Raw genomic sequence first — 23,274 nt, 5'->3', positions numbered from 1 at the left:
GTCAGCCGATCAGCATCGGGATGTTCTGATAGAGCGTCTGGATGTACTCCATCAGTTGGCGAGTGAGCCAGGGGCCGGCCCAGATCAGGGTGAGCAGCATCACCAGCAGGCGCGGCAGGAAGCTCAGCGTCTGTTCGTTGATCTGCGTAGCGGCCTGGAACATGGCGACGATCAGGCCGACCACCAGGCTCGGCACCACCAGGATGGCGACGATCAGGCAGGTCAGCCAGAGCGCCTCGCGGAACAGGTCGACTGCAACTTCCGGAGTCATCGCAACTCTCCTAGACGCCGCCGAAACTGCCGGCAAGGGTGCCGATGATCAATGCCCAGCCATCCACCAGGACGAAGAGCATGATCTTGAACGGCAGGGAGATGATCAGGGGCGAGAGCATCATCATGCCCATCGCCATCAGCACGCTGGCCACCACCAGGTCGATGATCAGGAACGGGATGAAGATCATGAAGCCGATCTGGAATGCGGTCTTCAGCTCGGAGGTGACGAAGGCCGGCACCAGGATGGTCAGCGGCGCGGCATCCGGGCTGGGGATGTCGGTGCGCTTGGACAGCCGCATGAACAGGTCGAGGTCGCTGGCGCGGGTCTGCGCCAGCATGAAGTTCTTGATCGGCACTTCGGCCTTGGCGATCGCATCCTGGGCCGTCATCTGCTCGTTGAGATAGGGCTGCAGCGCCTCGCGATTCACCTGGTCGAACACCGGCGCCATGATGAACATCGTCAGGAACAAGGCCAGGCCAATGAGGATCTGGTTCGACGGCGTCTGCTGCAAACCCAGCGCCTGGCGCAGGATGGAGAAGACGATGATGATCCGGGTGAAGCTGGTCATCAGCATGACGAACGCCGGGATGAAGCTCAGCGCCGTCATGATCAGCAGGATCTGCAGGCTTACCGAGTATTCCTGCTGTCCTTCGGGGTTGGTGGACAGGGTGATGGCGGGAACCGACAGCGGATTGTCGGCGCCAAGCGCCAGGGGCGCGGCCAATACCAGCAGCAGCGCGATGAGGAGGCGGGGCATCAGTGCTTGTCCTTGCCGAGCAGTTCCATCAGTCGTTGGGCGAATTCCGGGCTGGCGGTCTGGCCGTCAGCCTGTTGCACGGGCTCTTTCAGCACATGCAGCGGCGTGATGCGGCCGGCGCTGATGCCGAGCAGGATCTGCTCACCGCCCACTTGGACCAGCACCAGTCGGTCACGCGGGCCGAGGGCCTGACTGGCCACCAGCTTGATCACCTGGCCGCTTCGTGGACCCAGCTGCTGCACCCGGCGCAGCAGCCAGGCGAGCACAAAGATCAGCCCCACCACCAGCAACAGGCCAATGGCCAGTTGCCCCAGCTGCGCAGCCATGCCGCTGCCAGCCTGGGCGGCCGCTGCAGCGGGAGGTGGCGTGGTTACCGCGGTTTCAGCGGCGAAGCCGCCGAGGGGCAGCAGAAACAGCCCGGCAAGAAGAAAACGGCGCATGGTCTCAGCGCAGCTTCTTGATGCGTTCGCTCGGGCTGATCACATCGGTCAGCCGGATACCGAACTTCTCGTTGACCACCACCACTTCGCCATGGGCGATCAGCGTGCCGTTGACCAGCACGTCCAGCGGTTCGCCGGCCAGGCGGTCAAGCTCGATCACCGAGCCCTGATTGAGCTGCAGCAGGTTGCGGATGGTGATGTCGGTATTGCCCACTTCCATGGAAATGGACACCGGGATATCCAGGATCACATCCAGGTTCGGGCCGTCGAGAGTGACCGGACCGCTGGCCTTGGGTACGCTGCCGAACTCTTCCATGGGCGCGCGTGGAGAACTGGGGGCGGAGGAGCCCTGGTTCATCAGCGCATCGATATCGTCCTGGGAAGCGTCACCGGCCTCGGCCAGTGCCGCAGCCCACTCATCGGCCAGGGCCTGTTCTTCTGGGGTGGTGTCCATATCGTTTGCCATCGCTTGACCTCGGCTGGCTCTGAATTCGTGGGAAACGCGCAATCAGCGCTGGCGTTCGATCGGTTCGAGGATCTGCAGGGACAGGTTGCCCTTGTGCGACCCCAGCTTGGCCTTGAAGGCCGGCACGCCATTGGCGCGCATGATCATGTGCTCGGGCATCTCCACCGGGATCACATCGCCCGGCTGCATGTGCAGGATGTCCCGCAATTTGAGCTGGCGGCGCACCACGGTGGCGGCCACCGGTACGCTGACGTCGAGAATGTCCTCGCGCAGTGCCTTGATCCAGCGTTCGTCCTGGTCGTCGACATCGGACTGGAAGCCGGCGTCGAGCATCTCGCGGATCGGCTCGATCATCGAATAGGGCATGGTGATGTGCAGGTCCCCACCACCGCCATCCAGTTCGATGTGGAAGGTGGATACGACCACCACTTCACTGGGGCTGACGATGTTGGCCAGAGCCGGGTTCACTTCGGAGTTGATGTACTCGAAGTTCACGTCCATCACCGCATGCCAGGCCTCGGCCAGGTCGACGAAGGCCTGGTCCAGGACCATGCGCACGACACGCAGTTCGGTAGGCGTGAACTCGCGACCCTCGATCTTGGCGTGACGGCCGTCGCCACCGAAGAAGTTGTCCACCAGCTTGAACACCAGTTTGGCGTCGAGGATGAACAGCGAGGTGCCGCGCAGTGGCTTCATCTTCACCAGGTTGAGGCTGGTGGGCACATAGAGCGAATGCACGTACTCGCCGAACTTCATCACCTGCACGCCGCCGACCGCCACGTCGGCGGAGCGACGCAGGAGGTTGAACATGCTGATGCGGGTATAGCGGGCGAAGCGCTCGTTGATCATTTCCAGGGTCGGCATGCGCCCCCGGACGATGCGGTCCTGGCTGGTCAGGTCATAGCTTTTGACACTGGTAGGGTCCGCGTCGGTTTCGGTTTCAACCAGGCCATCGTCGACGCCGTGCAGCAGCGCGTCGATTTCATCCTGGGACAGCAGGTCTTGAACGGCCATGGTTGTACCTTGCCTACTGCAGTACGAAGTTGGTGAAGAGCACTTGCTCGACGGTTATCGCCCCGGTTTCCTGCTTGGCCAGCTCCTGCACGGCAGCGGTGGCTTGCTGACGCAGCATTTCCTTGCCCACGGGCGTAACCAGGCTGTCGAAGCTCTGGCTGGAGAACAGCATGACCAGCTTGTTGCGCAGCACCGGCATGTGCACCTTGAGCGCATCCACCTGGGCCTGGTCACGGGCCATGAGCGCAACGCTCACCTGCATGTAGCGCTGGCGACCGTTCTGGCTGAAGTTGACCACGAAGGCTGGAGCGAGGTCCTGGTAGATGGCGGGCTGTTTGGTGGGTGCTTCCGCGGCGGCTTGTTCCTTGGTCGGCTCGGCGGACTTGTCGCCGCGACTGAGGAAGAACCAGGTAGCGCCGACCGACAGGCCGATCGCCAGCAACAACGCCACGACGCCCAGGATGATGAGCTTCAGCTTGCTCTTGCCGCCTGCCACAGCGCCCTCTGCCGGGGCCTTCGCTTCTTTCTTCGCCATGCCAATAATCCGTCGCCGAGCGGGGAAAACCCGCCTTTTCCTGGGGAGTGAGCAAGTGTTATGCCAGCTCGCCGGCCAACCGGCGGTTCAGGCAAATGCTTCAGGGCTGCGGATATACCAGTGTCGGGGGGCGACTGTCACGAGGGGTTGGCGGAAATCTTGGCGCGAGTGGAACGCCCTCTCCCCCGCCCCCTCTCCGCTTCAGGGAGAGGGGGCGGGGGAGAGGGAAGCGAAGTCAGACGTAGAAATCCACCAACCCGCGCCCCGCGCCGGAACTGGTTGGACGGATCTCGCTGTGGCTCACGCTGATCTCCTCGTCGCGGCCACCGCCAAAGCCACGCCCGCCGCCGGAGCGCCGCTCACCGTCGCCACCTTGCCCCTGCCAACCGCGGTTGAGCGACTGGTCGGACACGTTTACGTCGGGCTGGCTCATGCCCTGCTGGGCGAACATGTCGCGCAGGCGGTGCATCTGCCCTTCCAGCGCATCGCGAACGTTGGCGTTGGCGCTGGCGAAGGTCACCTGGGTTTGATCCGGGGTCATGTGAACCCGGACCTCGAGTCTTCCCAGTTCCTGGGGATCGAGCTGAATTTCCGCGGACTTGAGGTTCTGGCTCGACAACCACATCACCCGGTCCACGACCGCCTCACTCCAGCCACCCTGCTGCATGGCAACCGGCTGTCCAGGGACCAGTGCCGGCGCACGCTGGGCCTGGGCAGTCTGCTGGCTGACGGCCTGGCTCAGCGCGTTGAGACGGCTGGCCAGTAGTTCGTTGCGCACTTCACCTTTGTTTTCGCCAAGGCCTTCCGTCAGCTCCACCGAGAGATCAGTGGAAGACAGCGCCTTGTCCAGTTTGCCCTCACCCGCCTCAAGCGGCTTGTCGGCGAAGGCGGCCAGGGCATCGGCGAAGTCCTGGTCGGCGGTGGGTGCGGCCTGCGCCGCCTGGGTGGCGGCACTCTGCGCTTGCTGGGCGGCCTGGGCGCTCTGCTCCAGCGCCATCTTCACCGCTGGCACGCCGTTGAGCTGGTCAAGGTCTGGATCAAGACTGGCTTCGCTCAGGGTCGCCGGGGCACTGCTGGTCACCTGAGCCGTCACAGCCGGCAGCGCTTCAGCGGCGCCATCTGCCTCCACCGGCACGGCATCAGCCGGCAGTTGGCCGGTCATCGCCAAGAGCAGCATCGGGTCCATTGCCGACTCGTCCGCTTTCTCCTGGGATTCACCGCCTTCCTCGGCCGGCAACGGCTTGCCGCTATCGGCAACGGCAGGCGGGCTGGCGGCAGGATCTGCCGCCGGCTGGTCCTGGTTTGCCGCCTCGTCCGCCTTGTCCCTGGCCTGTTTCGCAGCCGCCTCGCTGCGCTCCGCAGCCTTGGCCTGACGCTCTTTCGCGTACATCTGGGCGAAGCTGGGAGCCTCGCCCTTGTTGGTTTCCGCCGGTTTTTCCGGGGCTTTTGCGGCCGGTGCTTTCGGCTTCACTTCAGGCCGGGCCTGAAGAAGCAGATCGGGGGCAACGGGCATGGGCACTCTCCGCTCGGGTTGGTTCGTGCCAGTGGGAGTGCAAGGGATGGGCCAACATGGGCAGCGAGCGTAAGCCGTGATCAGTGCGGCAGGCCGCGACGTGCTTCCTGCAGCAGATCACGGACGACGAGGAACTCCTGTTCAATCAGCAGGATGACGCCAGGTGCATCGGAAAGCTGGTCACGACGGGCCATGTCTTCCAGTTGCTTGCACAGGCCCGCCAGCTCGAGGGCCCCCATGTTGCTGCAGCTGCCCTTGAAGCTGTGGGCAGCCAGGCGCAGGGCCTGGCTATCGGCTGCTGCATGGGCCTGGCGGATCTGTCGCAGCCGCTCCGCCGAGTCAGCCAGAAAGGTATCCAGCAACACGGGGAACTCGTCCTCCATGACATCCCGCAGGGCGGACAGCACTGAATGGTCGAGATGGATATCGGACAACTCCGTCGCTCCCTTCACTGAACGTCAGAAAATTATGCCTTAACGGGCCAGCGGAATTCGACGCAGATGCCCTTGCCATCCTCGGCGGGCTCACAGCTCGCAGCGAGCTGCCTGATCAGCGTCAGGCCCCGACCACAGAGACCTTCCGTGAGTGGTTCACGCGCCAGGACAGAGCCCAGTTCGAAGCCCTGGCCGCTGTCCTCCACATGCACCAGCAACCGCCCTCCCCGGCCTTCCGGGACCAGCTGCAGATTGAAGCGCACGTAGCCGTCTTCCAGCGCGGCAAGGCGCTCGCTGCGCTCGCGGTAGTAGCGGGCGAAGCCTTCGGCATTGCGCTTGAGGGACGAATCCAGCCCCAGCACACCATGCTCCAGCGCATTGGAATAGAGCTCGGCCAGCACCGTGTAGAGCGCACCGCCCTGGTCGCGCAACCCCTGGACTTCCAGCAGAAGCTGCAGGAGGAACGGCAACGGATTGAAGCGCTTGAGTGTCTGGGCGCGAAACTCGAAGGATGCCGACCAGTCCAGCGGGCTGGCCTGGCCACTGTCGGTGAAGGCCAGTTTGGCGCGTTCGTTGGAGTCATCGAGCATGCGCACTTCGATCATGCTGACGTCGTCCTGGGCATGACCGCGGAAGGCGCTCAGCGCCAGTTGGATTTCGTCGAACAGGCGGTTGCCGTCGCCATTGGCATCGAAAACCTCGCGCAAGCGCTGGTCACCGAAGGTTTCGTCACTGTCATTGCGAGTTTCCAGCACGCCATCAGAGACCAGGAAGATGCGGTCGCCGGTTTCGATGGGGTAGGACTCGAAATGCGCATTGAAGCTGCCCTGGTCAAGCACCCCCAGCGGCAGGTGGCGCGACACCAGCGGCACCAGCTCGCCACTATCAGCGCGACGCAGGTAGCCCTCAGGAAGACCGCCATTCCACACCTCGACCAGACGCCGCTGGAAACTCAGGTTGAGGAAGGTGGCACAGCAGAACACGCCAACCGGCAGGATGCGTTTCAGCTTGGCATTCATCTCCCGCAGGATGTCCGCCATGGCATAACCCTTGGCGGTCATGCCGTAGAACACCTCGGCCAGGGGCATCGCGCCAATGGCCGCTGGCAGGCCATGGCCAGTGAAGTCGCCAAGCAGCACATGCATGCCGCCGGAGGGCTTGTAGGCCGCCAGCAGCAAGTCGCCATTGAAGAGCGCGTAGGGCGATTGCAGGTAGCGGATGTTCGGCGCGCTCAGGCAGCCCGAGTGCGCGACCTTGTCGAATACCGCCTTGGCCACCCGCTGTTCGGTGACCAGGTGCTCGTTGTGCCGGGCGATCAGGTCACGCTGCTGCAGTACCGTGTCCTGCAGGCGGCGCAGGCGGTCGAGCGCCTTGATCTTGGCTTCGAGGATGACGCGGTTGTAGGGCTTGGCGAGGAAGTCATCGCCGCCCGCCTCCAGGCAGCGCACCAATGCCTCGTTCTCGGTGAGGGAGGTGAGGAAGATGATCGGCACCAGCGCTTCGCCAGCCAGCTGCTTGATCCGGCGGGCGGCTTCGAAGCCATCCATCACCGGCATCAGGGCATCCATCAGTACCAGTTGCGGCTGCTCCTGCTGGAACAGCGCCACGGCCTCGCGGCCATTGGCGGCGGTCAGGGCGCGGTGGCCCTGGCGGCTGACAATGGTGGACAGCAGCAGCCTGTCCGCCGCGTTGTCCTCGGCTATCAGGATCGTCAGCGGCGACGGCATGGCAACGGGCCTCAGGCGATCTGGAACAGTTGTTCGAAGTTGGAAATGGCGAGGATCTTGCGGACGTCGGGGTTGCAGTTGGCAAGGCGGATCTGGGCACGCTCGCCACCGGCGTGGTCACGCAGCAGCAACAGCATGCCGAGGGCAGAGCTGTCGAGATAGGTGGTGCCCTTGAGATCCACGACGTAGCGCTTGGGGGTGAAATTGACGCGCTCGTAGGCGTCGCGGAATTCCTGGTGGGCGCCGAAATCGAAACGTCCCTGGATAGTGATGGTCAGCTCCTGCCCATCGTCGGAGGGCATCGAGGTGATGGCCATGCAAAGCTCCTTGTTCAAGTTCGGAATGGTGAAGATTTAGCACCCACCTTCAGGCACGGCAACTGGAAAGCGGCGAGCCGGGAGAATTTATGGTTCTGAGATGACGCGTTGAAGAATGCATTCGCTCGCCGGCGTAGGGTGTGCTGCGCGCACCGGGGCTCTGGCGACTACTCGTGACTGGCTCGGTCTGGACCGTAGGGTGCGCTGTGCGCACCGACTTCTGGATCAACTTCGACGCCAGGTCAAACCGCCGGTGCGCACGGCGCACCCTACTGGGGAAATCCAGGGCCGACCTCTTTAGCTTGGTCTGGACCGTAGGGTGCGCTGCGCGCACCGATTCCGGGATCAGCTTCGGCACCCCGTCAAAGCGCCGGTGCGCACGGCGCACCCTACCGGAAATGAATTCGCCCCTACAGGTCTCTGGCCGGCAAGCGCTGGGCCAGTTCGTCCAGCAGCTTCTGCTCGCGCTTGTCTTCGGCCGCACGGGCTTCGTCGAGGTAGCGCTGCACCAGCCTGCGCAGCCCCTCGAGGCGCGCGTAGCGCTGCTGCCAGGCGGCGCGGGCCTTGTCGAGGTTGTCGCGGTGCCATTTGACGCTCTGCAACTGCTGACCGATGGCGGACTCGAGCTGCGACAGGAAGCGCTGGTAGTTCATCAGCCATTGGCCGGAAACACCGCGCCGTCCTTCCTCGATCCATTGCTGCTGGTAGTCGGAGCGATAGCGCTCCAGCTCGCCCAGCTTCATTTCCGCCTGGGTGGCCTGAGCCTGGCAGCGACCGAGCATGCGCGCCGCCTCTCGCTCGGCGCGCGCGGCCATCTCGACCACCGGCGCCAGGCGCGCCGCACGATTTTGCGACATGCGCTATCAGCCCTGGATGCCCAGGGCGGCCGCAAGTCGCTGGGCGCTCTGGGGAAGGCTCTCGCTCTCGTCCAGGCCCTGGCGCAGGAAGGCGCTCATGGTCGGCTGGCGAGCGATGGCCAGATCGGTGTCGGGATCACCGCCAGCGACGTAGGCGCCGACGCTGATCAGGTCGCGGCTCTGCTGGTAGCGCGACCACAGCTGCTTGAAGCGCTGGGCCATCTTCATATGCTCCGGGCTGACCACCTGGGGCATGACCCGGCTGATGGACGCCTCGATATCGATGGCCGGGTAATGGCCCTCCTCGGCCAGGCGACGGGACAGCACGAAGTGGCCGTCGAGCACGCCGCGCGCGGAGTCCGCAATGGGGTCCTGCTGGTCGTCGCCTTCGGAAAGCACGGTGTAGAAGGCCGTGATGGAGCCGCCTCCCTGCTCCGCATTGCCGGCACGTTCCACCAGCTTCGGCAGCTTGGCGAACACCGACGGCGGGTAGCCCTTGGTGGCCGGCGGTTCGCCAATGGCCAGGGCTATCTCGCGCTGGGCCTGGGCGAAACGGGTCAGGGAATCCATTAACAGCAGAACGTTCTTGCCCTTGTCGCGGAAGTACTCGGCGATTCGGGTGCAGTACATGGCGGCCCGCAGGCGCATCAGCGGCGCATCGTCCGCCGGGGATGCCACCACCACGGAGCGTTTGAGGCCTTCCTCACCGAGGATATGCTCGATGAACTCCTTCACCTCGCGGCCCCGTTCGCCGATCAGGCCAACGACGATGATTTCCGCTTCGGTGAAGCGGGTCATCATGCCCAGCAGCACCGACTTACCCACGCCGGTACCGGCGAACAGGCCGAGCCGCTGGCCACGCCCGACGGTGAGCAACGAGTTGATGGAGCGAATGCCCACATCCAGCGGTTCGCTGATGGGGTGGCGCTTGAGTGGGTTGATGGTGGGGCCGTCCATCGGCACCCAGTCTTCGGCCTTCATGCCGCCCTTGCCGTCCAGGGCGCGACCGGCGCCATCCAGCACGCGGCCGAGCATGGACATCCCCATGGGCAGGCGGCCCGTATCCGGCAGCGGCACCACGCGAGCGCCCGGGGCAATGCCGGAGAGGCTGCCCACCGGCATCAGATAGATCTTGCTACCGGAAAAGCCCATCACTTCGGCTTCCACCTGTACCGGGTGGTAGCTGTCGTCGTTGATCACCAGGCAGCGGCTTCCCACCGGCGCGCGCAGCCCTTCGGCCTCCAGGGTGAGGCCCACCATGCGCAGCAGGCGGCCTTCCACCGTGGGTTGCGCGGGCAGATCGATGACGTCGTTATATCCCGCCAGTCGCTTGGCGAAGCTGGCGCGCTCAATACGCATGGTCGAGGCTGTCCGGCGAATCCAGGTCGACCACCAGATCGGCCGACGGCGGATGGACCTTCTGTTCGCGCTGCTGCTCGAAGAGCTGCTTCATGGCCTGGTTCAGGCGCGTCTCGATGCTGGCGTCGATGCGCGAATGCTCGGTCTCGACGCGGCAGCCGCCTGGCTCCAGCGATTCGTCTTCGAGAATGCGCCAGCTTTCTTCATGGCGCTCACGCAGGGCCTTCACCTGTTCGAAGTCCTGCGGGTTGATGTGAATGCGCACATTGTCGGCGCCCATGGGCAGCAGCTTCAGCGCTTCGCGCAGCACATGGCGGATCTGTCCGGAATCCATGAGCAGTTCGCGCTGGATCACCTGGCGGGTGATCAGGCTGGTGAGGTGAACCAGGGATTCCTCGATCTGCCGGTCCTGCTCGGCGATCGGGTCCAGCAACTGGGCCATCAGCGTGTCGAGCTGGGCCAGGCGGGCATTCACGGCAGCCTCGGCTTCCTGGCGGGCCTTGAGCTGGCCGGCGTGGAAACCGTCGCGCTCGCCGGTGCCGAAGCCTTCGTTGTAGGCGTCCTGGCGGATGGCCTCGAGTTCGTCCAGCGTCAGCGGCTTGACCTCCTCGACCGGCACGTCCTCGATCTGCGGTTCAGGCTCGGGCGCAGGTACCTCTGCGGTAACCGGCTCTTCCGGCTCGGCCGGTTGCGGGGCGTCCGGGTCGAAACTAGGCAGCGACCAGCGATCGAAGACGTTGACGTCCTTGGCGCGGATCAGTTCGCTTGCCGAATCCTTGTTGGCCATGGGCGCCTCAGATCATTTCTTCGCCGCCCTTGCCGCCGAGGACGATTTCCCCGGCTTCGGCCATACGGCGGGCGATGGTGAGGATTTCCTTCTGCGCCGACTCGACGTCGCTGACACGCACCGGCCCCTTGGCTTCCAGGTCGTCGCGCAGCAGTTCGGCCGCGCGCTTGGACATGTTCTTGAAGACCTTCTCCTTGATCGCCTCGTCCGAGCCCTTGAGGGCCAGCACCAGCACGTCGGAGGACACTTCGCGCAACAGCGCCTGGATGCCGCGGTCGTCGACATCGGCCAGGTTGTCGAAGACGAACATGAGGTCTTCGATCTGGGTCGAGAGGTCTTCGTCCACTTCGCGGATGGAGTCCATCAGCTGGCCTTCGACCGAGCTGTCGAGGAAGTTCATGATGTCCGCCGCGCGCTTCACCCCGCCCATGGCGGTGCGGGTGGTGCTGGCATTGCCGGCGAACTGCTTCTCGAGAATCAGATTGAGTTCCTTGAGCGCGGACGGTTGCACGGTGTTGAGCGACGAAACGCGCAGGACGATGTCCAGGCGAACCTTGTGATCGAAGTGGCTGAGCACTTCGGCCGCCTGGTCCGGGTCCAGGTAAGCGACCACGATGGCCTGGATCTGCGGGTGCTCGTAGCGGATGACGTCGGCCACGGCACGCGGCTCCATCCATTTCAGGCTGTCCAGGCCGCTGGTGCTGCCGCCCAGCAGGATGCGGTCGATCAGGTTGTTGGCCTTGTCCTCGCCCAGGGCCTGGGTGAGCATCTTGCGGATATAGCCATCGGCGCCGACGCCCAGGCTGGTCTGGTCGCCGACGATCTCGACGAACTCGCTCATCACCTGCTCCACCTGCTCGCGGTGGATGTTGCGCATCTGCGCCATGGCGACGCCGACTCGCTGCACTTCCTTCGGCCCCATGTGACGGAGCACCTGGGCGGCATCGGTCTCGCCCAGGGACAGCAGCAGAATGGCGGCCTTGTCGACCTTGTTCAGCTTGGCGGGCGCGCGGGTATCACTCATCGGCGTTGATCCACTCTTTGACTACCAGGGCCACACGGCCAGGATCTTCGGCCACCAGGCTCTTGATGGCGTTGAGCTGCGCATCATACCCGTCGCTCGGGCTCGGCAGCAGGATGCTTTGCGGTCCACCCAGGCTGACGCGGTCATCCGACAGCTCGCCGGACAGCCCCATCTCACCGAGGTCGGCGTCGCCGCCGCGACCACCTTCGAGTTCCCTGGATTTGCTGGTTCCACTGATGTTGTTCAGCACCGGACGCAACACGCCGAACACCAGCACCAGGATGAAGAGCACACCGAGCACCTGTTTCACCACATCCCAGAACCAGGGTTGGGTGTAGAAGGGAATCTCGATGACTTCTTCGCCGTTGTCGTTCATGAAGGCGGTGTTGATCACGCTGACGCTATCGCCACGGCTGGCGTCGTAGCCGACCGAGTCCTGCACCAGGCGGGTGAAGCGGGCAATCTCGTCGGCGGTCCACGGCACTCGCGTGGTTTCACCGGTCGTCGCGTCGACCTTCACCTGATCGTCCAGCACCACTGCGACGGAAAGCCGGCGCAGGCGGCCCTGCTGCTGCTTGGTGTAGCTGATGGAACGGTCCAGCTCGAAGTTGCGGGTGGTCTGGTCGCGCTTGTCGGTCGGGTACGGTGCGAGCATCGGCTTGCCGGTGGCCGGGTCGATGATCTGCTGGCCGTTGTCATCCAGCAGCGGCTGCCCCGGCTGTACGCCGGCCGGTGCGGTACTGGTGGCCTGCTGAGGTGCGGCACCCGGTGCCGGCGGCTGGTTGGACAGTGCCCCCGGCACGCCTTGCGGACCGCCGTTGTTCTGGCGCTCCTCGGCGAGCTTCTGCTCGCTGCGCAGGGCCGGCTGATCCGGGTTGTACATTTCGGAGGTGGATTCCACCGCGCTGAAGTCCACGTCCGCAGACACTTCCGCCTTGTAGCGGCCGTTACCCAACACCGGCTGCAGGATGCTGTGCACACGCTGGGTATAGAGGGTTTCCATGCGGCGGGTGTAGTCGAACTGCTTGCCAGCCATGGTCAGCTCGGACAGTTCCTGCTGGTCGGACAGCAGATTGCCTTTCTGGTCGACGACGGTGACTTGGGATTTCTCCAACTCCGGCACGCTGGTCGCCACCAAGTTGACGATCGCCATCACCTGGCTCGGCTCCAGGGAGCGCCCCGGATAGAGTTCGACCAGTACCGAAGCGGTCGGCTTGCGCTCGTCGCGGACGAACACCGAACTCTTCGGAATGGCCAGGTGCACACGCGCACCCTTGACGTTGTTCAGACTGGAAATGGTGCGCGCCAGCTCGCCTTCCAGGCCCCGGCGGTAGCGGGTGGCCTCCATGAACTGGCTGGTACCCAGCCCCTGTTCCTTGTCGAGGATCTCGAAGCCGACGGTGTTGTCGCTCGGCGCGACGCCGGCAGCAGCCAGCTTCATACGGGCACGGGCCAGGTCGTCGGACTTGACCAGCAGGGCGCCGGAGTTGGGCTCGATCTTGTATGGGATATCGGCCGCGCCCAGGGCTTCCACCACCTGGTTGGCGTCCATCCCGGACAGGCTGCCGTACAGCGGGCGGTAGTCCGGCTGCTGCGACCAGAGAACCACGGCGAAGCCGATGGCGACACTGGCGGCCAGGCCGACCAGGAGGCCGACCTGACGCAGCATGCTCATCTGCGAGAGGTTATCCAGGAAGGACAGGCCGAACAGCGGCTTCTTCTCTCCCTGTGCATCCGGCGCATCTGCCTTGGCGGGAACCTTTGCAACAGCGGCTTCAGCCATTTCTCAATCCGTCCTCAAACCGGCATCTGCATGATGTCTTGGTAGGCCTGGACCAGCTTGTTACGCACCTGGGTCATGGCCTCGAAGGAAACGCTGGCTTTCTGCGAAGCGATCATCACGTCGGTGAGGTCGACGCCCTTCTGCCCGACCTCGAATGCGGTGGCCATGTCAGTGGAAACTTTCTGGGTTTCCGCAACCTTGTTGACCGCCTTGCCAAGCATGTCGGCGAAGCTCGGCACACTGGCCTCGGGAGCTGCCACAGGGGCAGGTTTGGCACGGGCCATTGCATCCATCTGCATGGCTCGCATTTCCAACATCAGGCGATTGAATTCAACACCCTGGCTCATCTCATTCCTCCAACTGCCGCGTTTTTTTGACGCTACGCGGTCCGATGAAGGGGTATCTGCAACAAGGGTGCCAAAAGCTCAGGAAAGGGGTTTTGCGAGGAGATATGAACTTGTAGGAGCGAGCTCTGCTCGCGAAATATCGCGCGCGGACTGTTCGCGAGCAGAGCTCGCTCCTACAAAAAAGCTTCAGCTTCAGCTGGCGTAGAGGTACGCCTCGACATCCATTCCGGCATCGCGCATCTGCGCCAGCTTGTAGCGCAGGGTGCGAGGGCTGATGCCAAGGCGCTCGGCGGCCTCCTTGCGACGGCCACGTTCAGAACGCAGGGTATCGATGATCATCTGGAACTCGTGGCGGCGCAGGTCATCACCCAGCGCGCTTGGCGCCTCGGCCGGCATGGCGGCTACCGGCAGCGCAACCACGGGCGCGGAAAGCGGCACGGATGCCAGCGTCGACACGGCCGGGGCGATGGCCATGCCGATGGGAGCAGTCAGGCACAGGTCGTGGGGCTGAATAGTCCCGCCCTGCTGCAGGATCAGCGCGCGCTGCACGGCGTTGTCCAGTTCACGTACGTTGCCCGGCCAGCCATGGGCCAGCAGCGCTCCATGGGCTTCGGCGGAGAAGCGCACGGCGGCGTGATTCATTTTTTTGACGTGCTTGGCGAGCAGGCGCTCGGCCAGTGGCAGGATGTCCGCCGGACGCTCCCGCAACGGGCGCCAGGCCAGCGGGAAAACCGAAAGGCGGTAATAGAGGTCTTCACGGAAGCGCCCCGCCGCCACTTCACCGGCGAGGTCACGGTTGGTGGTGGCCAGCACGCGGATATCCAGGCTGATCGGCCGGCGCGCGCCAACCCTTTCCACTTCGCGTTCCTGCAACACCCGCAGCAGCTTGGCCTGCAGGCCCAGGGGCATTTCGGAAATCTCGTCGAGCAGGATGGTGCCACCGTCGGCCATCTCAAACTTGCCAGGTGCACTGGCGATAGCTCCGGTGAAGGCACCCTTCTCGTGACCAAAGAGAGTGGCTTCGAGCATGTTGTCCGGAATCGCCGCACAGTTGATGGCGATGAAGGGACCGGTGGCGCGGGTCGACTGCTGGTGAATGTACTGCGCCAGCACCTCCTTGCCGGTGCCGGACTCGCCGGAAATGAGGACGGTCGAATCACTGCGCGCCACGCGCGCGGCCAGCTCCAGCAACTGACGGCTGGCGGGCTCCAGGGCTACCGGGCCATCACGGGTGACCTGAGTCACGCGGCCAAGGGCATGACGCGCCACGAGGTCCAGCAGCGTGTTGGGTTCGAACGGTTTCACCAGGTAATCGGCGGCGCCCTGACGCATGGCGTCCACTGCCCGCTCCACTGCGCCGAATGCGGTCATCAGCAGCACCGGAAGCTGCGGGAAACGCTGACGAACGATGGCGAGCAACTGGTGACCGTCCATGCCGGGCATGTTGACGTCGCTCACCATCAGGCCGAAGGACTCTTCGCCCAGTGCTACCAGCGCGGTTTCGGCGCAGTCCACGGCACGGAAGTCGTAGCCACCGATCAGCAGGGTGTCCGCCAGGGCCTCGCGCAGGGCGCGGTCATCTTCGACCAGCAGAATTTTGGCAGTCATCGTCCTTTACTCCTGTGTAACCGACTGCGCCGCGGGAATCAGCGGCAGGACCAGGGTGGCGCAAGTGCCGCGACCGGGCCGCGAGCGCAGTTTCAGCTCGCCCTGGTGGGCACGCGCCACCGCCTTGACCACGGCCAGCCCGAGGCCGGTGCCGGTGGTCTTGGTGGTGAAGAAGGGTTCCCCGAGGCGCGCCAGGGTCGTGGCGTCGATGCCTGGGCCGTTGTCACTGATGGACAGGCGCAGATCGCCGCCACGGCGATAGAGATGCACCTTCAGACGCAGGTCGCGACCCGCAGCCTGGTTGGCGTTCTCGATCAAATTGAGCATCGCGCCTACAAGGGTGTCGCGATTGCACAGCACTTCGCCGCCGGTGAGGTCGCACTGCCAGCGCACCTCCTTGCCTTCCACATGGGATTCAGCCGAGGCGCGCAAGGCGGAAAACACGGCAGAAGGCGTCAGTCGGTCCGGCAATGGCAACTCGCCGCGCGCGAACACCAGCATGTCGCGGACCTGGTGCTCCAGCTCGTGCAGGCGTTCCTTGAGGCGCCCGGCGAAGCGTTGCTGCTGGTCCGTCGGCAAGACCTGCTGGGTCAGGTGACTGGCATAGAGCAAGGCCGCGGAAAGGGGCGTGCGAATCTGGTGGGCCAGGGAGGCGACCATGCGCCCCAGGGCGGAAAGGCGTTCATGGCGGGACAGCTGGTCCTGCAGACGACGGGTTTCCGTCAGGTCCGTGAGCAGCACCAACTGGCCGGGTTCGGCATTCAGGGAGCGAGTGGCGATGGAAACACGGCGGCCATCCTTGAGGGAGATTTCATGGCCATCGTCTTCACGGGGGGCAAAATTGCGGGCGATCACTTCGCGCCAGAGCATCCCCACCAAAGGCTGGCCAAGGAGATTGCGCGCCACGGGATTGGCTTCACGCACCACGCCCTGTCCATCGATCACGATGACGCCACCCGGCAGCAAGTCGAGCAGGCTCTGCAGGCGGTTCGCCAGGCGTTCCTTTTCCGCCAGCTCCTGCATGCGCTGGGCACTGACCAGGGCCAGTTGGCCCTTCAGCTCGGTGACGCGCGCCTCCAGCATGCTGTAAGACTCGCTGAGCTGGGTCGACATCTGATTGAACAGCGCGAACGCCTGTTCGAGACCAGCGCGACTGGACTGTTCAGCGGGGGCGTTTTCCGGATTCTGTGCGGGGGGTACTGCGTGGCTCATTGCTCGTCTCTCGCTCCATCGACCGTCAGCAGACGGTCGGTCGAGGGAGAGGTAGCAATACTCGTGCCTAAAATTTAGCCCTTTAAAAACAAGGACTTGGGAAAATCGGAATTATTCTTCCGCCAATTCCTCGTCGCGGCGGCTCATGCCGTACTTGCGCATCTTCTCCACCAGGGTGGTGCGGCGGATACGCAGGCGCTCGGCGGCGCGGGCCACTACGCCGGACGCATCGTCCAGCGCCTGCTGGATCAGCCCCTGCTCCAGGTTGCCGAGGTAGTCCTTGAGATCCAGGCCTTCCGGCGGCAGCAGCGCCGGCGAAGCGACGCCGGGCAGGCCGGCGCCGATGGCCGAACGCTCTTCGATTTCCTCGCGCAGGCTGGCCTTGAGCTGCTCGTCCTCGTCATCCACATGGCGGAACTTCTTCGGCAGTTCGCTGACGCCGATGACGCCGTAGGGATGCATGATCGCCATGCGCTCCACAAGGTTGGCGAGCTCGCGGACGTTGCCCGGCCAGTCGTGGTTGCACAGGGACATGATGGCGGCCGAGTTGAAGCGGATCGAACCGCGCTTCTCGTGCTCCATGCGCGAGATGAGTTCGTTGATCAGCAGCGGAATGTCTTCCACCCGCTCACGCAAAGGAGCCATTTCGATGGGGAAGACGTTGAGGCGGTAGTAGAGATCTTCGCGGAAACTGCCCGCCTCGATCATCTGCTCGAGATTCTTGTGGGTAGCGGCAATGATGCGCACATCGACGTTCTGGGTCTTGTTGCTGCCCACGCGCTCGAAGGTGCGTTCCTGCAGCACGCGCAGCAGTTTGACCTGCATCGGCAACGGCATGTCGCCGATCTCGTCGAGGAACAGGGTGCCGCCGTTGGCGAGCTCGAAGCGCCCTGCCCGGCTGGTGATGGCGCCGGTGAAGGCACCCTTTTCATGGCCGAACAGTTCGCTTTCCAGCAGTTCCGCCGGAATGGCGCCGCAGTTGACCGGGACGAATGGGGCTTCGCGACGCTTGGAATGGTAGTGAAGGTTGCGCGCAACCACTTCCTTGCCGGTGCCGGACTCACCGAGGATCAGCACGCTGGCGTCGGTATCGGCTACCTGCTGCATCATCTGCCGGACCTGCTGGATGGCACGGCTGGTGCCCACCAGGCTGCGGAACAGGTTGGGTTCGCGCTGGCGGCCACGCTCGCGGGCGTGGTCGTACATTTCACGATAGACCTGGGCGCGATGCAGGGAGTCGAGCAGCTTGTTGTAGCTGGGCGGCATCTCCAGGTTGGTCAGCAAGCGGCGGCGGAGGTCTTCCGGCCAGTCCATCTGGATCTGGTCGCCAATCAGCAGGACCGGCAGGAACTCGTCCCACGCCAGCAACTGCTTGACCAGTTCGAGCGCGCCGCCCTTGGCACTCGTCTCGCCCAACATGACGCAAAGGACGTCGCGGCTGGAGTTCAGGGGACCGGTCACATCGCGCCAGTCGTGGCTGGCACAGTCCAGGTACTCTTCCCCGAGGAAATTCAGGATCACCGCGAAGTCGCGGCGGCGATCGCTATTGTCGTCGATCAGCAGAATCTTGGTTTCACGCCACATTGTCTGGTTCTTGCTTTTATGGGCTGAACGCCGCGTTTCGCGACGTATGGACAGACGGTGCTTCCCAAAGGCGGGTTTGACCGGCAATTGGCCACTAGTAAAGTGAAAAACCCTTGCCGAGTCAATTTTATGGCGTGCTTTTTTTGGTTGAGCCGACGGAATGGCTAAGCGGTTGTCAGAGCAATATCGAACTAGTGGCAGATAGGAACTGCCCGGCCATCAGCCGAACAGCTTGTACACCTTGGCCCCTTGCTGGGCCTGATTGATCTGCACCAGTTCCCCGGCAATGCGTCGCTGCTCGGCCTGGCAGATTTCCACCAGCTCGCGATAGAGCGACAGCAGTTCCTCCAGACGAGCGCCGAGTACTTCGCCATCGTCCACGGCATCGACCATGGCGTCGTCGACCGCCTGGCGGCAGAGCTGGTCCAACTCACCGATGGCTGCCCAGTCCTGGCGAGCCAAGGCATCGCGCAACGCGCTGCCGGTTACTTCAAGACGCTGGACTGATGCATTCATTGGAATTCTCCTGGCCAACCCGGACGGCATCACTGGGCGATGCCATCCCATCCGGTTTTCACGTTACGCAGCAGCCCTGCCACTTCGTCCACCAGCGCAGCGTCGCTTTTCAGGTTCGCTTCGAGCAGGCGGGACACCATGTACTCGTAGAGTGAATCGAGATTGGCCGCGATATCGCCGCCCTGCTCGAAGTTCAGGCCATCACGCAGGCCGCCGATGATAGCGATTGCCTTGCCGATCAGCTCACCTTTTTGCGCCAGCTGCCCACGTTCGATGGCACCGTGAGCCTGGGCCAGGCGAGTCAGACCGCCTTCCATGAGCATCTGGATCAGCCGATGGGGGCTGGCATCCACGGCTTGGGCCTGGGTGTTCACGGACTGGTATTGCTTGAGGGCCGCCATCGCGTTCATGGTGTTTTGCCTTGATGTCTGACTGGATACCTTAGGTATCGGCCAGCCAACTCAAAGCTTTAGCCAGGAACTGCATCTATCTCGCGGTTTTCATCCGGCCCAATCGCATCCCAGGCCAACTTGATCTCGCAGAGCAAGGCCTCGACTTCATCCAGGCGCCGGGGGGTCTTGTCGAGGGCCACACCAGCAAGCCGGCGCGTCATGTAGTCATACAACGCGTCCAGGTTCTCAGCGATTTCCCCGCCCGACTCCTTATCCAGACCGGTCTGCAATGCAGCAATGATGCTAAGCGTGCTGCCCACGGCCAGACCACGAATCTCGGCATTACCTTCTCGCTGCGCCAGTCGTGCAAGCGACACGCGCTCAAGAGCCCCGCCAAGCAACATTTGCACAACCTGATAAGGCGAGACGTCTGGAGAAGCCATGACCTGCTTGTAGGTATCGATCGGAGTGTTCATTAGCTTTTCACCAGGCCAGGGAGGCTCTTGAATGCTTGTTCCAGACGACTGCTGGTCTGGTTGAGCTGACCAACCAGGCTGTCCATGGCGTTGAACTGAGCCAGCAGACGGGTTTGCAGTTGCTCGACCCGGCGGTTGAGCGCTTCGCGCTGGTCATCCACTGAATTGATGGTGCCGTTCAGACCACTCAGGCGCTGCTCAAGTACCCCGCCGGTCCGGGCATAGGGATCGAGCTTGGCATTGAGGCGGTTCATCAATCCAGTGTCACCAGTGAAGAAGGTGGCGACGGACTCGAAGTTCTCATTGAGCGCCTTACCCAGCTTGGTGTCGTCGATCTTCAGGGTGCCGTCTTTCTGGGTAGTGATACCCAGATCAGCGAGGATGCGAATGTCCCCGTCACCCGAGGCATTGGCCAGCTCATTGCGTGCTGCCGATAGTAACGTACGCACACTGGCATCACCCACCAGTACCCCAGTAACCGGCGCCTTGTCCTCGCCCACTGCGGACACCGCAGTCAGCGACGAGGTCGTGGTAATCAGCTTGTTGTAGGCATCGACGAACTTCTTGATGTTGCTGGTGATGCTGGACTTGTCCTGATCCACGGTCAGAGTGATCGGTTTGCCAGCCTCGGTGGGTCCGACCAGATTGATCGTCACGCCCTCGATGTAGTCCGCGATACTGTTGTTTGCGTTCTCCATGGCCAGGCCGTCGATGCTGAATTTGGCGTTGGCCGCGACGGAGAGATGAACATTCGCCACGGGCGGGGTACCACTGTCCGGGTCGTACTGGGCGATGTTCAGCGCAGCCAGATCACCGGTCCCTGTCATGCCCAGATTGGCATCGCTGCCGGTCTTGGTGGAGGACAGCATGAGGCGAGAGGTCGCCGGGACTGTGGAAGAATCGGTGACGATATTGGCACTGACGCCCTGATCCTTGAGCTGGGTATTGATGGCGTCACGGATGTCTTTGAGCGAGGCATTCGCTGCGATGTTGACCGGTGCGAGGTCAGTGTCGCCCAGCTTGACGGTCAGGGCTCCGCCGCTGGCGAAGGTGGCGGAGGAACCGCCGCTGATGGTTGCCGTCGCCACCTTGCTGGAGGTGGCCAGGCGCTCGACATCGATCTTGTAGGTACCTGCCAGGGCATCCTTGGTCGCCGAAGCGGTGACCAGCTTGGTGTCGGACGATGTTGCGGTGCGCTTCTGGAAAAGCTCCGCTTTGTTCATGTCCTTGAGGATGGTCTGCAGGTCGGCAATCGCACTCTTGAGCTGCCCGACGCCGGTGATCTTCGCCGTGGTGGCCTTTTCCAGACGATTGAGTTGCGCTTCCTTGGGCCCCTTTTCCGCGGCGACCAGGCTCTCCACGATCGACGGGATATTCAGCCCGGAGTTCAAGCCGCTGATGGTTGTCGATGCCATTTCCCTCTACCTCGTCAGTTCATTGGCGTTTCGCCGTCACGGGCACACTGCAGTCAAGATTCGTGCCGCCTTGCCTGGAACGAACTTAGGCTTCCGCCTTGAACAGCAAGCTGCGCGCCTCTTCAAGACTTTCAGCCAAGCGCAAGGCCTCCTCGGAGGGAATCTGGCGAATCACTTCACCGGAAGCGGTATCGCTCACGGTCACGACGACCCGTCCAGTAGAGTCATCCAACTTGAAGCTCAGGTTGCGGCTGATGCTCTGGGTGAAAGCTTCGATGGTCGAAACCGCCTTCTCCACCAAGCCCGAGGACGCCGATTCCTCCTTCATCTCGTTCATCGGCGTCCCCCCCTCCATGCCTCGCACGCCCACTTCGACGCCTTTGGCCGTGTCGCCGCCGACTAACCGGAGCCCGGAGCCCACAGGCGATCCGCTCACACTGATTACGTCCATTTCTTCACCTCTCATGGCAAGACGGGGAGAAGCGCAAGCGCTTCCCCCCGTTGTGAGGCACTAACCGGCTCAGCGTTTAGCGGAGCAGGCTCAGCACTGCCTGCGGCAGCTGGTTGGCCTGGGCAAGGATCGCGGTGCCGGCCTGTTGCAGCACCTGGTTCTTGGTCATGGTGGCCGTTTCAGCGGCAAAGTCGGCGTCTTGGATACGGCTACGGGCGGCCGAAACGTTTTCGCCGATGTTCTGCAGGTTGGAGATGGTGTTCTCGAAGCGGTTCTGCACGGCACCGAGGGACGCCCGGTTCTTATCGATCGATGCGATAGCAGCATCGATCACCGAAATGGCGTTCTGAGCCCCCAGAGCGGAACTAATATCCACATCGGACACCTTGTCCAGCGTCGAAACATAAGGAGTTGCGACAGCAGCCACCAGAGTAGCGGATTCAGCTCCGGTACCTGTGACCTGGAAAGCTCCGCTGGATTGCAACTGCACATTCCCTTGAACGCGCGCAGTATCAGTTGCAGATGCGCCAGTAATCGCTACTGCACCGGAGTAGGTCTTTCCGTCGAAGCTTACTGACCGAAGATCAATGGACTTGTCCGTACCACTGTTGTTGAAGCTGGTAATGACGATATCGTCACCGGCCTCACTGGAAAGCTCGAGCTTAGCGTTGTTAGAAGTCAGAGTCGCCGTAATACCAGTCTTCGAGCTCTGGGCATTGATTGCGTTAGCCACAGCCGAGATGTCATTCGCGTCGGTCACAATGGCGCTGATCGTAGCGCTGTTGCCAGCTCCGGTATTACCAGTGAGAGTGAAAGAAACGTTACCTACTCCAACACCCGACATTTCAACCTGAGTCCGCGCATCAGCGGAAACGCCAGTGTCTTCGGAAAGGAGGTTGATAGCATCCGCAGCTCCTTTGGCAGAACCCGCACCAATGTTCGCAGTAGTTTTAGCCTGGCCGTTGGCGCCGGTGATGGTCAGAGTTGCAGCGGTACCACCAATCGCGGCAGCTGCCGGAGTAGCAGCGGCAGCGGACGCGAGAACCTTGCCCGTACCGGTGCCTGCCAGGTTGAACTTGTCAGCGCCGACCTTCGCAGCACCCGAACCGTTCACAGTAACGCCAATGGTTTCGTTGGCATTTGAACCCACCTGGAACTTCTTAGTGCCAAAACTGCCATCCAGCAGTTTCTGACCACCGAACGTGGTGGTGTCGGCAATACGATTCAACTCGTCTTTCAGTTGCTTGACTTCATCATTGAGAGCCTGGCGCTCACTGGTCGAGTTGGAACCGTTGGCGGATTGCAGCGACAGGTCACGCATGCGCTGCAGGATATTAGTGGACTGCTGCAGGGCGCCTTCAGCCGTCTGCGCCAAAGAGATACCGTCGTTGGCGTTGCGCACAGCCACACCCAGGCCATTGATCTGGCTGCTGAGACGATTCGAAATCTGCAGGCCGGCAGCGTCGTCCTTGGCACTATTGATACGCAGACCGGTGGACAGACGCTGCATGGAGTTACTCAGCGCGTTGGACGAATTGTTCAAGTTGCGCTGGGTATTGAGGGACGCAATGTTGGTATTGACGGTCAAAGCCATGGTGGTGTCCTCCGAGGACTGCGTGTTTGCCTGAGCGTGCGACCTTGGGTGGGCAGTGCCCAGGCACCCTTAAAGTTCGCATTCGTAATTCGTATCGGCGGTGTCGGAGGAAGCTTTAGGGGTCGCGCTAAAAAAATCTTGACCCAGAGCCCACTTTGCCAACATCCACCTCCCAACAAGGCTTTCGGCGCGGTACTGGGAAACTTGAGTGTCGCTCTCCCCTGCCGTCAAAAGCAGCAAGGCCTAACACTGGGCGGAGCCTTGTCTGATGCATCGGCAGGATGTTTCAGCGACCGTCGGCGAGCCAGGAGGGTGGGAATGCGCCCGAGGTCGAGCGCACGGAAACATGTAGGCAGCGCGAATCATGCACTTGCCCCCGCTCGGCCGACAGC

25 protein-coding genes are annotated in these 23,274 nt (G+C 62.9%); all 25 read right to left on the bottom strand.

The features are described 5' to 3' along the window. Window position 1: 1 nt before the first annotated feature. The 25 genes from fliQ to MnOB_RS03010 all read right to left on the bottom strand — a co-directional run bounded on the left by fliQ (window position 2) and on the right by MnOB_RS03010 (window position 22,882). Entirely contained in the window at window positions 2–271 is a 270-nt protein-coding gene (gene fliQ / locus MnOB_RS03130) for a flagellar biosynthesis protein FliQ (protein ID WP_077521921.1), read from the bottom strand. A 10-nt stretch (window positions 272–281) separates the two neighbouring features. Continuing rightward, window positions 282–1,031, bottom strand: coding sequence for a flagellar type III secretion system pore protein FliP (fliP, locus tag MnOB_RS03125; RefSeq protein ID WP_077521919.1), 750 nt, complete (start codon window positions 1,029–1,031; stop codon window positions 282–284). After that, the gene (fliO, locus tag MnOB_RS03120; RefSeq protein WP_077521917.1) at window positions 1,031–1,471 is read right to left on the bottom strand and encodes a flagellar biosynthetic protein FliO; all 441 of its coding nucleotides are present in this window, start codon (window positions 1,469–1,471) and stop codon (window positions 1,031–1,033) included. The genes fliP and fliO overlap by 1 nt, the downstream gene beginning before the upstream one ends. A 4-nt stretch (window positions 1,472–1,475) precedes the next feature. Then, a complete protein-coding gene (gene fliN / locus MnOB_RS03115) occupies window positions 1,476–1,937 on the bottom strand; it encodes a flagellar motor switch protein FliN (protein WP_077521916.1) in 462 nt (153 codons plus the stop codon). 42 nt (window positions 1,938–1,979) lie between these two features. Then, window positions 1,980–2,951, bottom strand: a complete 972-nt coding sequence (gene fliM / locus MnOB_RS03110; RefSeq protein ID WP_077521914.1) for a flagellar motor switch protein FliM — start codon at window positions 2,949–2,951, stop codon at window positions 1,980–1,982. 13 nt (window positions 2,952–2,964) lie between these two features. Continuing rightward, window positions 2,965–3,486 carry a flagellar basal body-associated protein FliL gene (fliL, locus tag MnOB_RS03105; protein WP_077521912.1) on the bottom strand — a complete coding sequence of 174 codons (522 nt, stop codon included), beginning with the start codon at window positions 3,484–3,486 and terminating at the stop codon, window positions 2,965–2,967. Between the two features lie 235 nt (window positions 3,487–3,721). Then, the gene (locus MnOB_RS03100; RefSeq protein ID WP_077521909.1) at window positions 3,722–4,999 is read right to left on the bottom strand and encodes a flagellar hook-length control protein FliK; all 1,278 of its coding nucleotides are present in this window, start codon (window positions 4,997–4,999) and stop codon (window positions 3,722–3,724) included. 80 nt (window positions 5,000–5,079) lie between these two features. After that, the gene (locus MnOB_RS03095) at window positions 5,080–5,433 is read right to left on the bottom strand and encodes an Hpt domain-containing protein (protein WP_077521907.1); all 354 of its coding nucleotides are present in this window, start codon (window positions 5,431–5,433) and stop codon (window positions 5,080–5,082) included. A 32-nt stretch (window positions 5,434–5,465) separates the two neighbouring features. Further along, window positions 5,466–7,160, bottom strand: coding sequence for an ATP-binding SpoIIE family protein phosphatase (locus tag MnOB_RS03090; protein ID WP_077521905.1), 1,695 nt, complete (start codon window positions 7,158–7,160; stop codon window positions 5,466–5,468). Window positions 7,161–7,171: 11 nt separating this feature from the next. Then, window positions 7,172–7,477 (bottom strand): STAS domain-containing protein, encoded by a 306-nt coding sequence (locus MnOB_RS03085; RefSeq protein ID WP_028626550.1) that lies wholly within the window; start codon window positions 7,475–7,477, stop codon window positions 7,172–7,174. A 410-nt stretch (window positions 7,478–7,887) separates the two neighbouring features. After that, window positions 7,888–8,334 carry a flagellar export protein FliJ gene (gene fliJ / locus MnOB_RS03080; protein ID WP_077521903.1) on the bottom strand — a complete coding sequence of 149 codons (447 nt, stop codon included), beginning with the start codon at window positions 8,332–8,334 and terminating at the stop codon, window positions 7,888–7,890. A gap of 6 nt (window positions 8,335–8,340) precedes the next feature. Further along, complete coding sequence (gene fliI, locus MnOB_RS03075) at window positions 8,341–9,693, bottom strand: flagellar protein export ATPase FliI (RefSeq protein ID WP_077521901.1); 1,353 nt, start codon at window positions 9,691–9,693, stop codon at window positions 8,341–8,343. Then, entirely contained in the window at window positions 9,683–10,480 is a 798-nt protein-coding gene (fliH, locus tag MnOB_RS03070) for a flagellar assembly protein FliH (RefSeq protein ID WP_077521899.1), read from the bottom strand. Before fliH ends, fliI begins: the two co-directional genes overlap by 11 nt. A 7-nt stretch (window positions 10,481–10,487) precedes the next feature. Next, window positions 10,488–11,504 carry a flagellar motor switch protein FliG gene (fliG, locus tag MnOB_RS03065; RefSeq protein ID WP_077521897.1) on the bottom strand — a complete coding sequence of 339 codons (1,017 nt, stop codon included), beginning with the start codon at window positions 11,502–11,504 and terminating at the stop codon, window positions 10,488–10,490. Beyond that, the gene (gene fliF, locus MnOB_RS03060) at window positions 11,497–13,287 is read right to left on the bottom strand and encodes a flagellar basal-body MS-ring/collar protein FliF (RefSeq protein WP_077521895.1); all 1,791 of its coding nucleotides are present in this window, start codon (window positions 13,285–13,287) and stop codon (window positions 11,497–11,499) included. The genes fliG and fliF overlap by 8 nt, the downstream gene beginning before the upstream one ends. 14 nt (window positions 13,288–13,301) lie before the next feature. Beyond that, on the bottom strand, window positions 13,302–13,634 hold the full coding sequence (fliE, locus tag MnOB_RS03055; RefSeq protein ID WP_077521893.1) for a flagellar hook-basal body complex protein FliE: 333 nt from the start codon (window positions 13,632–13,634) through the stop codon (window positions 13,302–13,304). A 192-nt stretch (window positions 13,635–13,826) separates the two neighbouring features. Further along, on the bottom strand, window positions 13,827–15,242 hold the full coding sequence (gene fleR / locus MnOB_RS03050) for a sigma-54-dependent response regulator transcription factor FleR (protein ID WP_077521891.1): 1,416 nt from the start codon (window positions 15,240–15,242) through the stop codon (window positions 13,827–13,829). A gap of 6 nt (window positions 15,243–15,248) precedes the next feature. Further along, window positions 15,249–16,454, bottom strand: a complete 1,206-nt coding sequence (locus MnOB_RS03045; RefSeq protein WP_077521889.1) for a sensor histidine kinase — start codon at window positions 16,452–16,454, stop codon at window positions 15,249–15,251. A 111-nt stretch (window positions 16,455–16,565) separates the two neighbouring features. Next, window positions 16,566–18,038 carry a sigma-54 dependent transcriptional regulator gene (locus tag MnOB_RS03040; RefSeq protein WP_077521887.1) on the bottom strand — a complete coding sequence of 491 codons (1,473 nt, stop codon included), beginning with the start codon at window positions 18,036–18,038 and terminating at the stop codon, window positions 16,566–16,568. Between the two features lie 219 nt (window positions 18,039–18,257). Then, window positions 18,258–18,554: a flagellar protein FliT gene (fliT, locus tag MnOB_RS03035; protein ID WP_077521885.1), complete on the bottom strand. Its 297-nt coding sequence runs from the start codon at window positions 18,552–18,554 to the stop codon at window positions 18,258–18,260. A 29-nt stretch (window positions 18,555–18,583) separates the two neighbouring features. Continuing rightward, window positions 18,584–18,964 (bottom strand): flagellar export chaperone FliS, encoded by a 381-nt coding sequence (fliS, locus tag MnOB_RS03030; protein WP_077521883.1) that lies wholly within the window; start codon window positions 18,962–18,964, stop codon window positions 18,584–18,586. A gap of 59 nt (window positions 18,965–19,023) precedes the next feature. Continuing rightward, window positions 19,024–19,422, bottom strand: a complete 399-nt coding sequence (gene fliS, locus MnOB_RS03025; protein WP_077521881.1) for a flagellar export chaperone FliS — start codon at window positions 19,420–19,422, stop codon at window positions 19,024–19,026. Then, a complete protein-coding gene (gene fliD, locus MnOB_RS03020; protein WP_077521879.1) occupies window positions 19,422–20,837 on the bottom strand; it encodes a flagellar filament capping protein FliD in 1,416 nt (471 codons plus the stop codon). Before fliD ends, fliS (MnOB_RS03025) begins: the two co-directional genes overlap by 1 nt. 85 nt (window positions 20,838–20,922) lie before the next feature. Beyond that, on the bottom strand, window positions 20,923–21,288 hold the full coding sequence (locus tag MnOB_RS03015; RefSeq protein WP_199824442.1) for a flagellar protein FlaG: 366 nt from the start codon (window positions 21,286–21,288) through the stop codon (window positions 20,923–20,925). A 76-nt stretch (window positions 21,289–21,364) separates the two neighbouring features. Continuing rightward, on the bottom strand, window positions 21,365–22,882 hold the full coding sequence (locus MnOB_RS03010; RefSeq protein WP_077521875.1) for a flagellin: 1,518 nt from the start codon (window positions 22,880–22,882) through the stop codon (window positions 21,365–21,367). Window positions 22,883–23,274: the final 392 nt, after the last annotated feature.

This window comes from Metapseudomonas resinovorans (genome assembly GCF_002003485.1).
GTDB lineage: Bacteria > Pseudomonadota > Gammaproteobacteria > Pseudomonadales > Pseudomonadaceae > Metapseudomonas > Metapseudomonas resinovorans_D.
The sequence above is the reverse complement of the archived record's forward strand: the minus strand, read 5'-3'. Positions and strand labels throughout refer to the sequence as shown.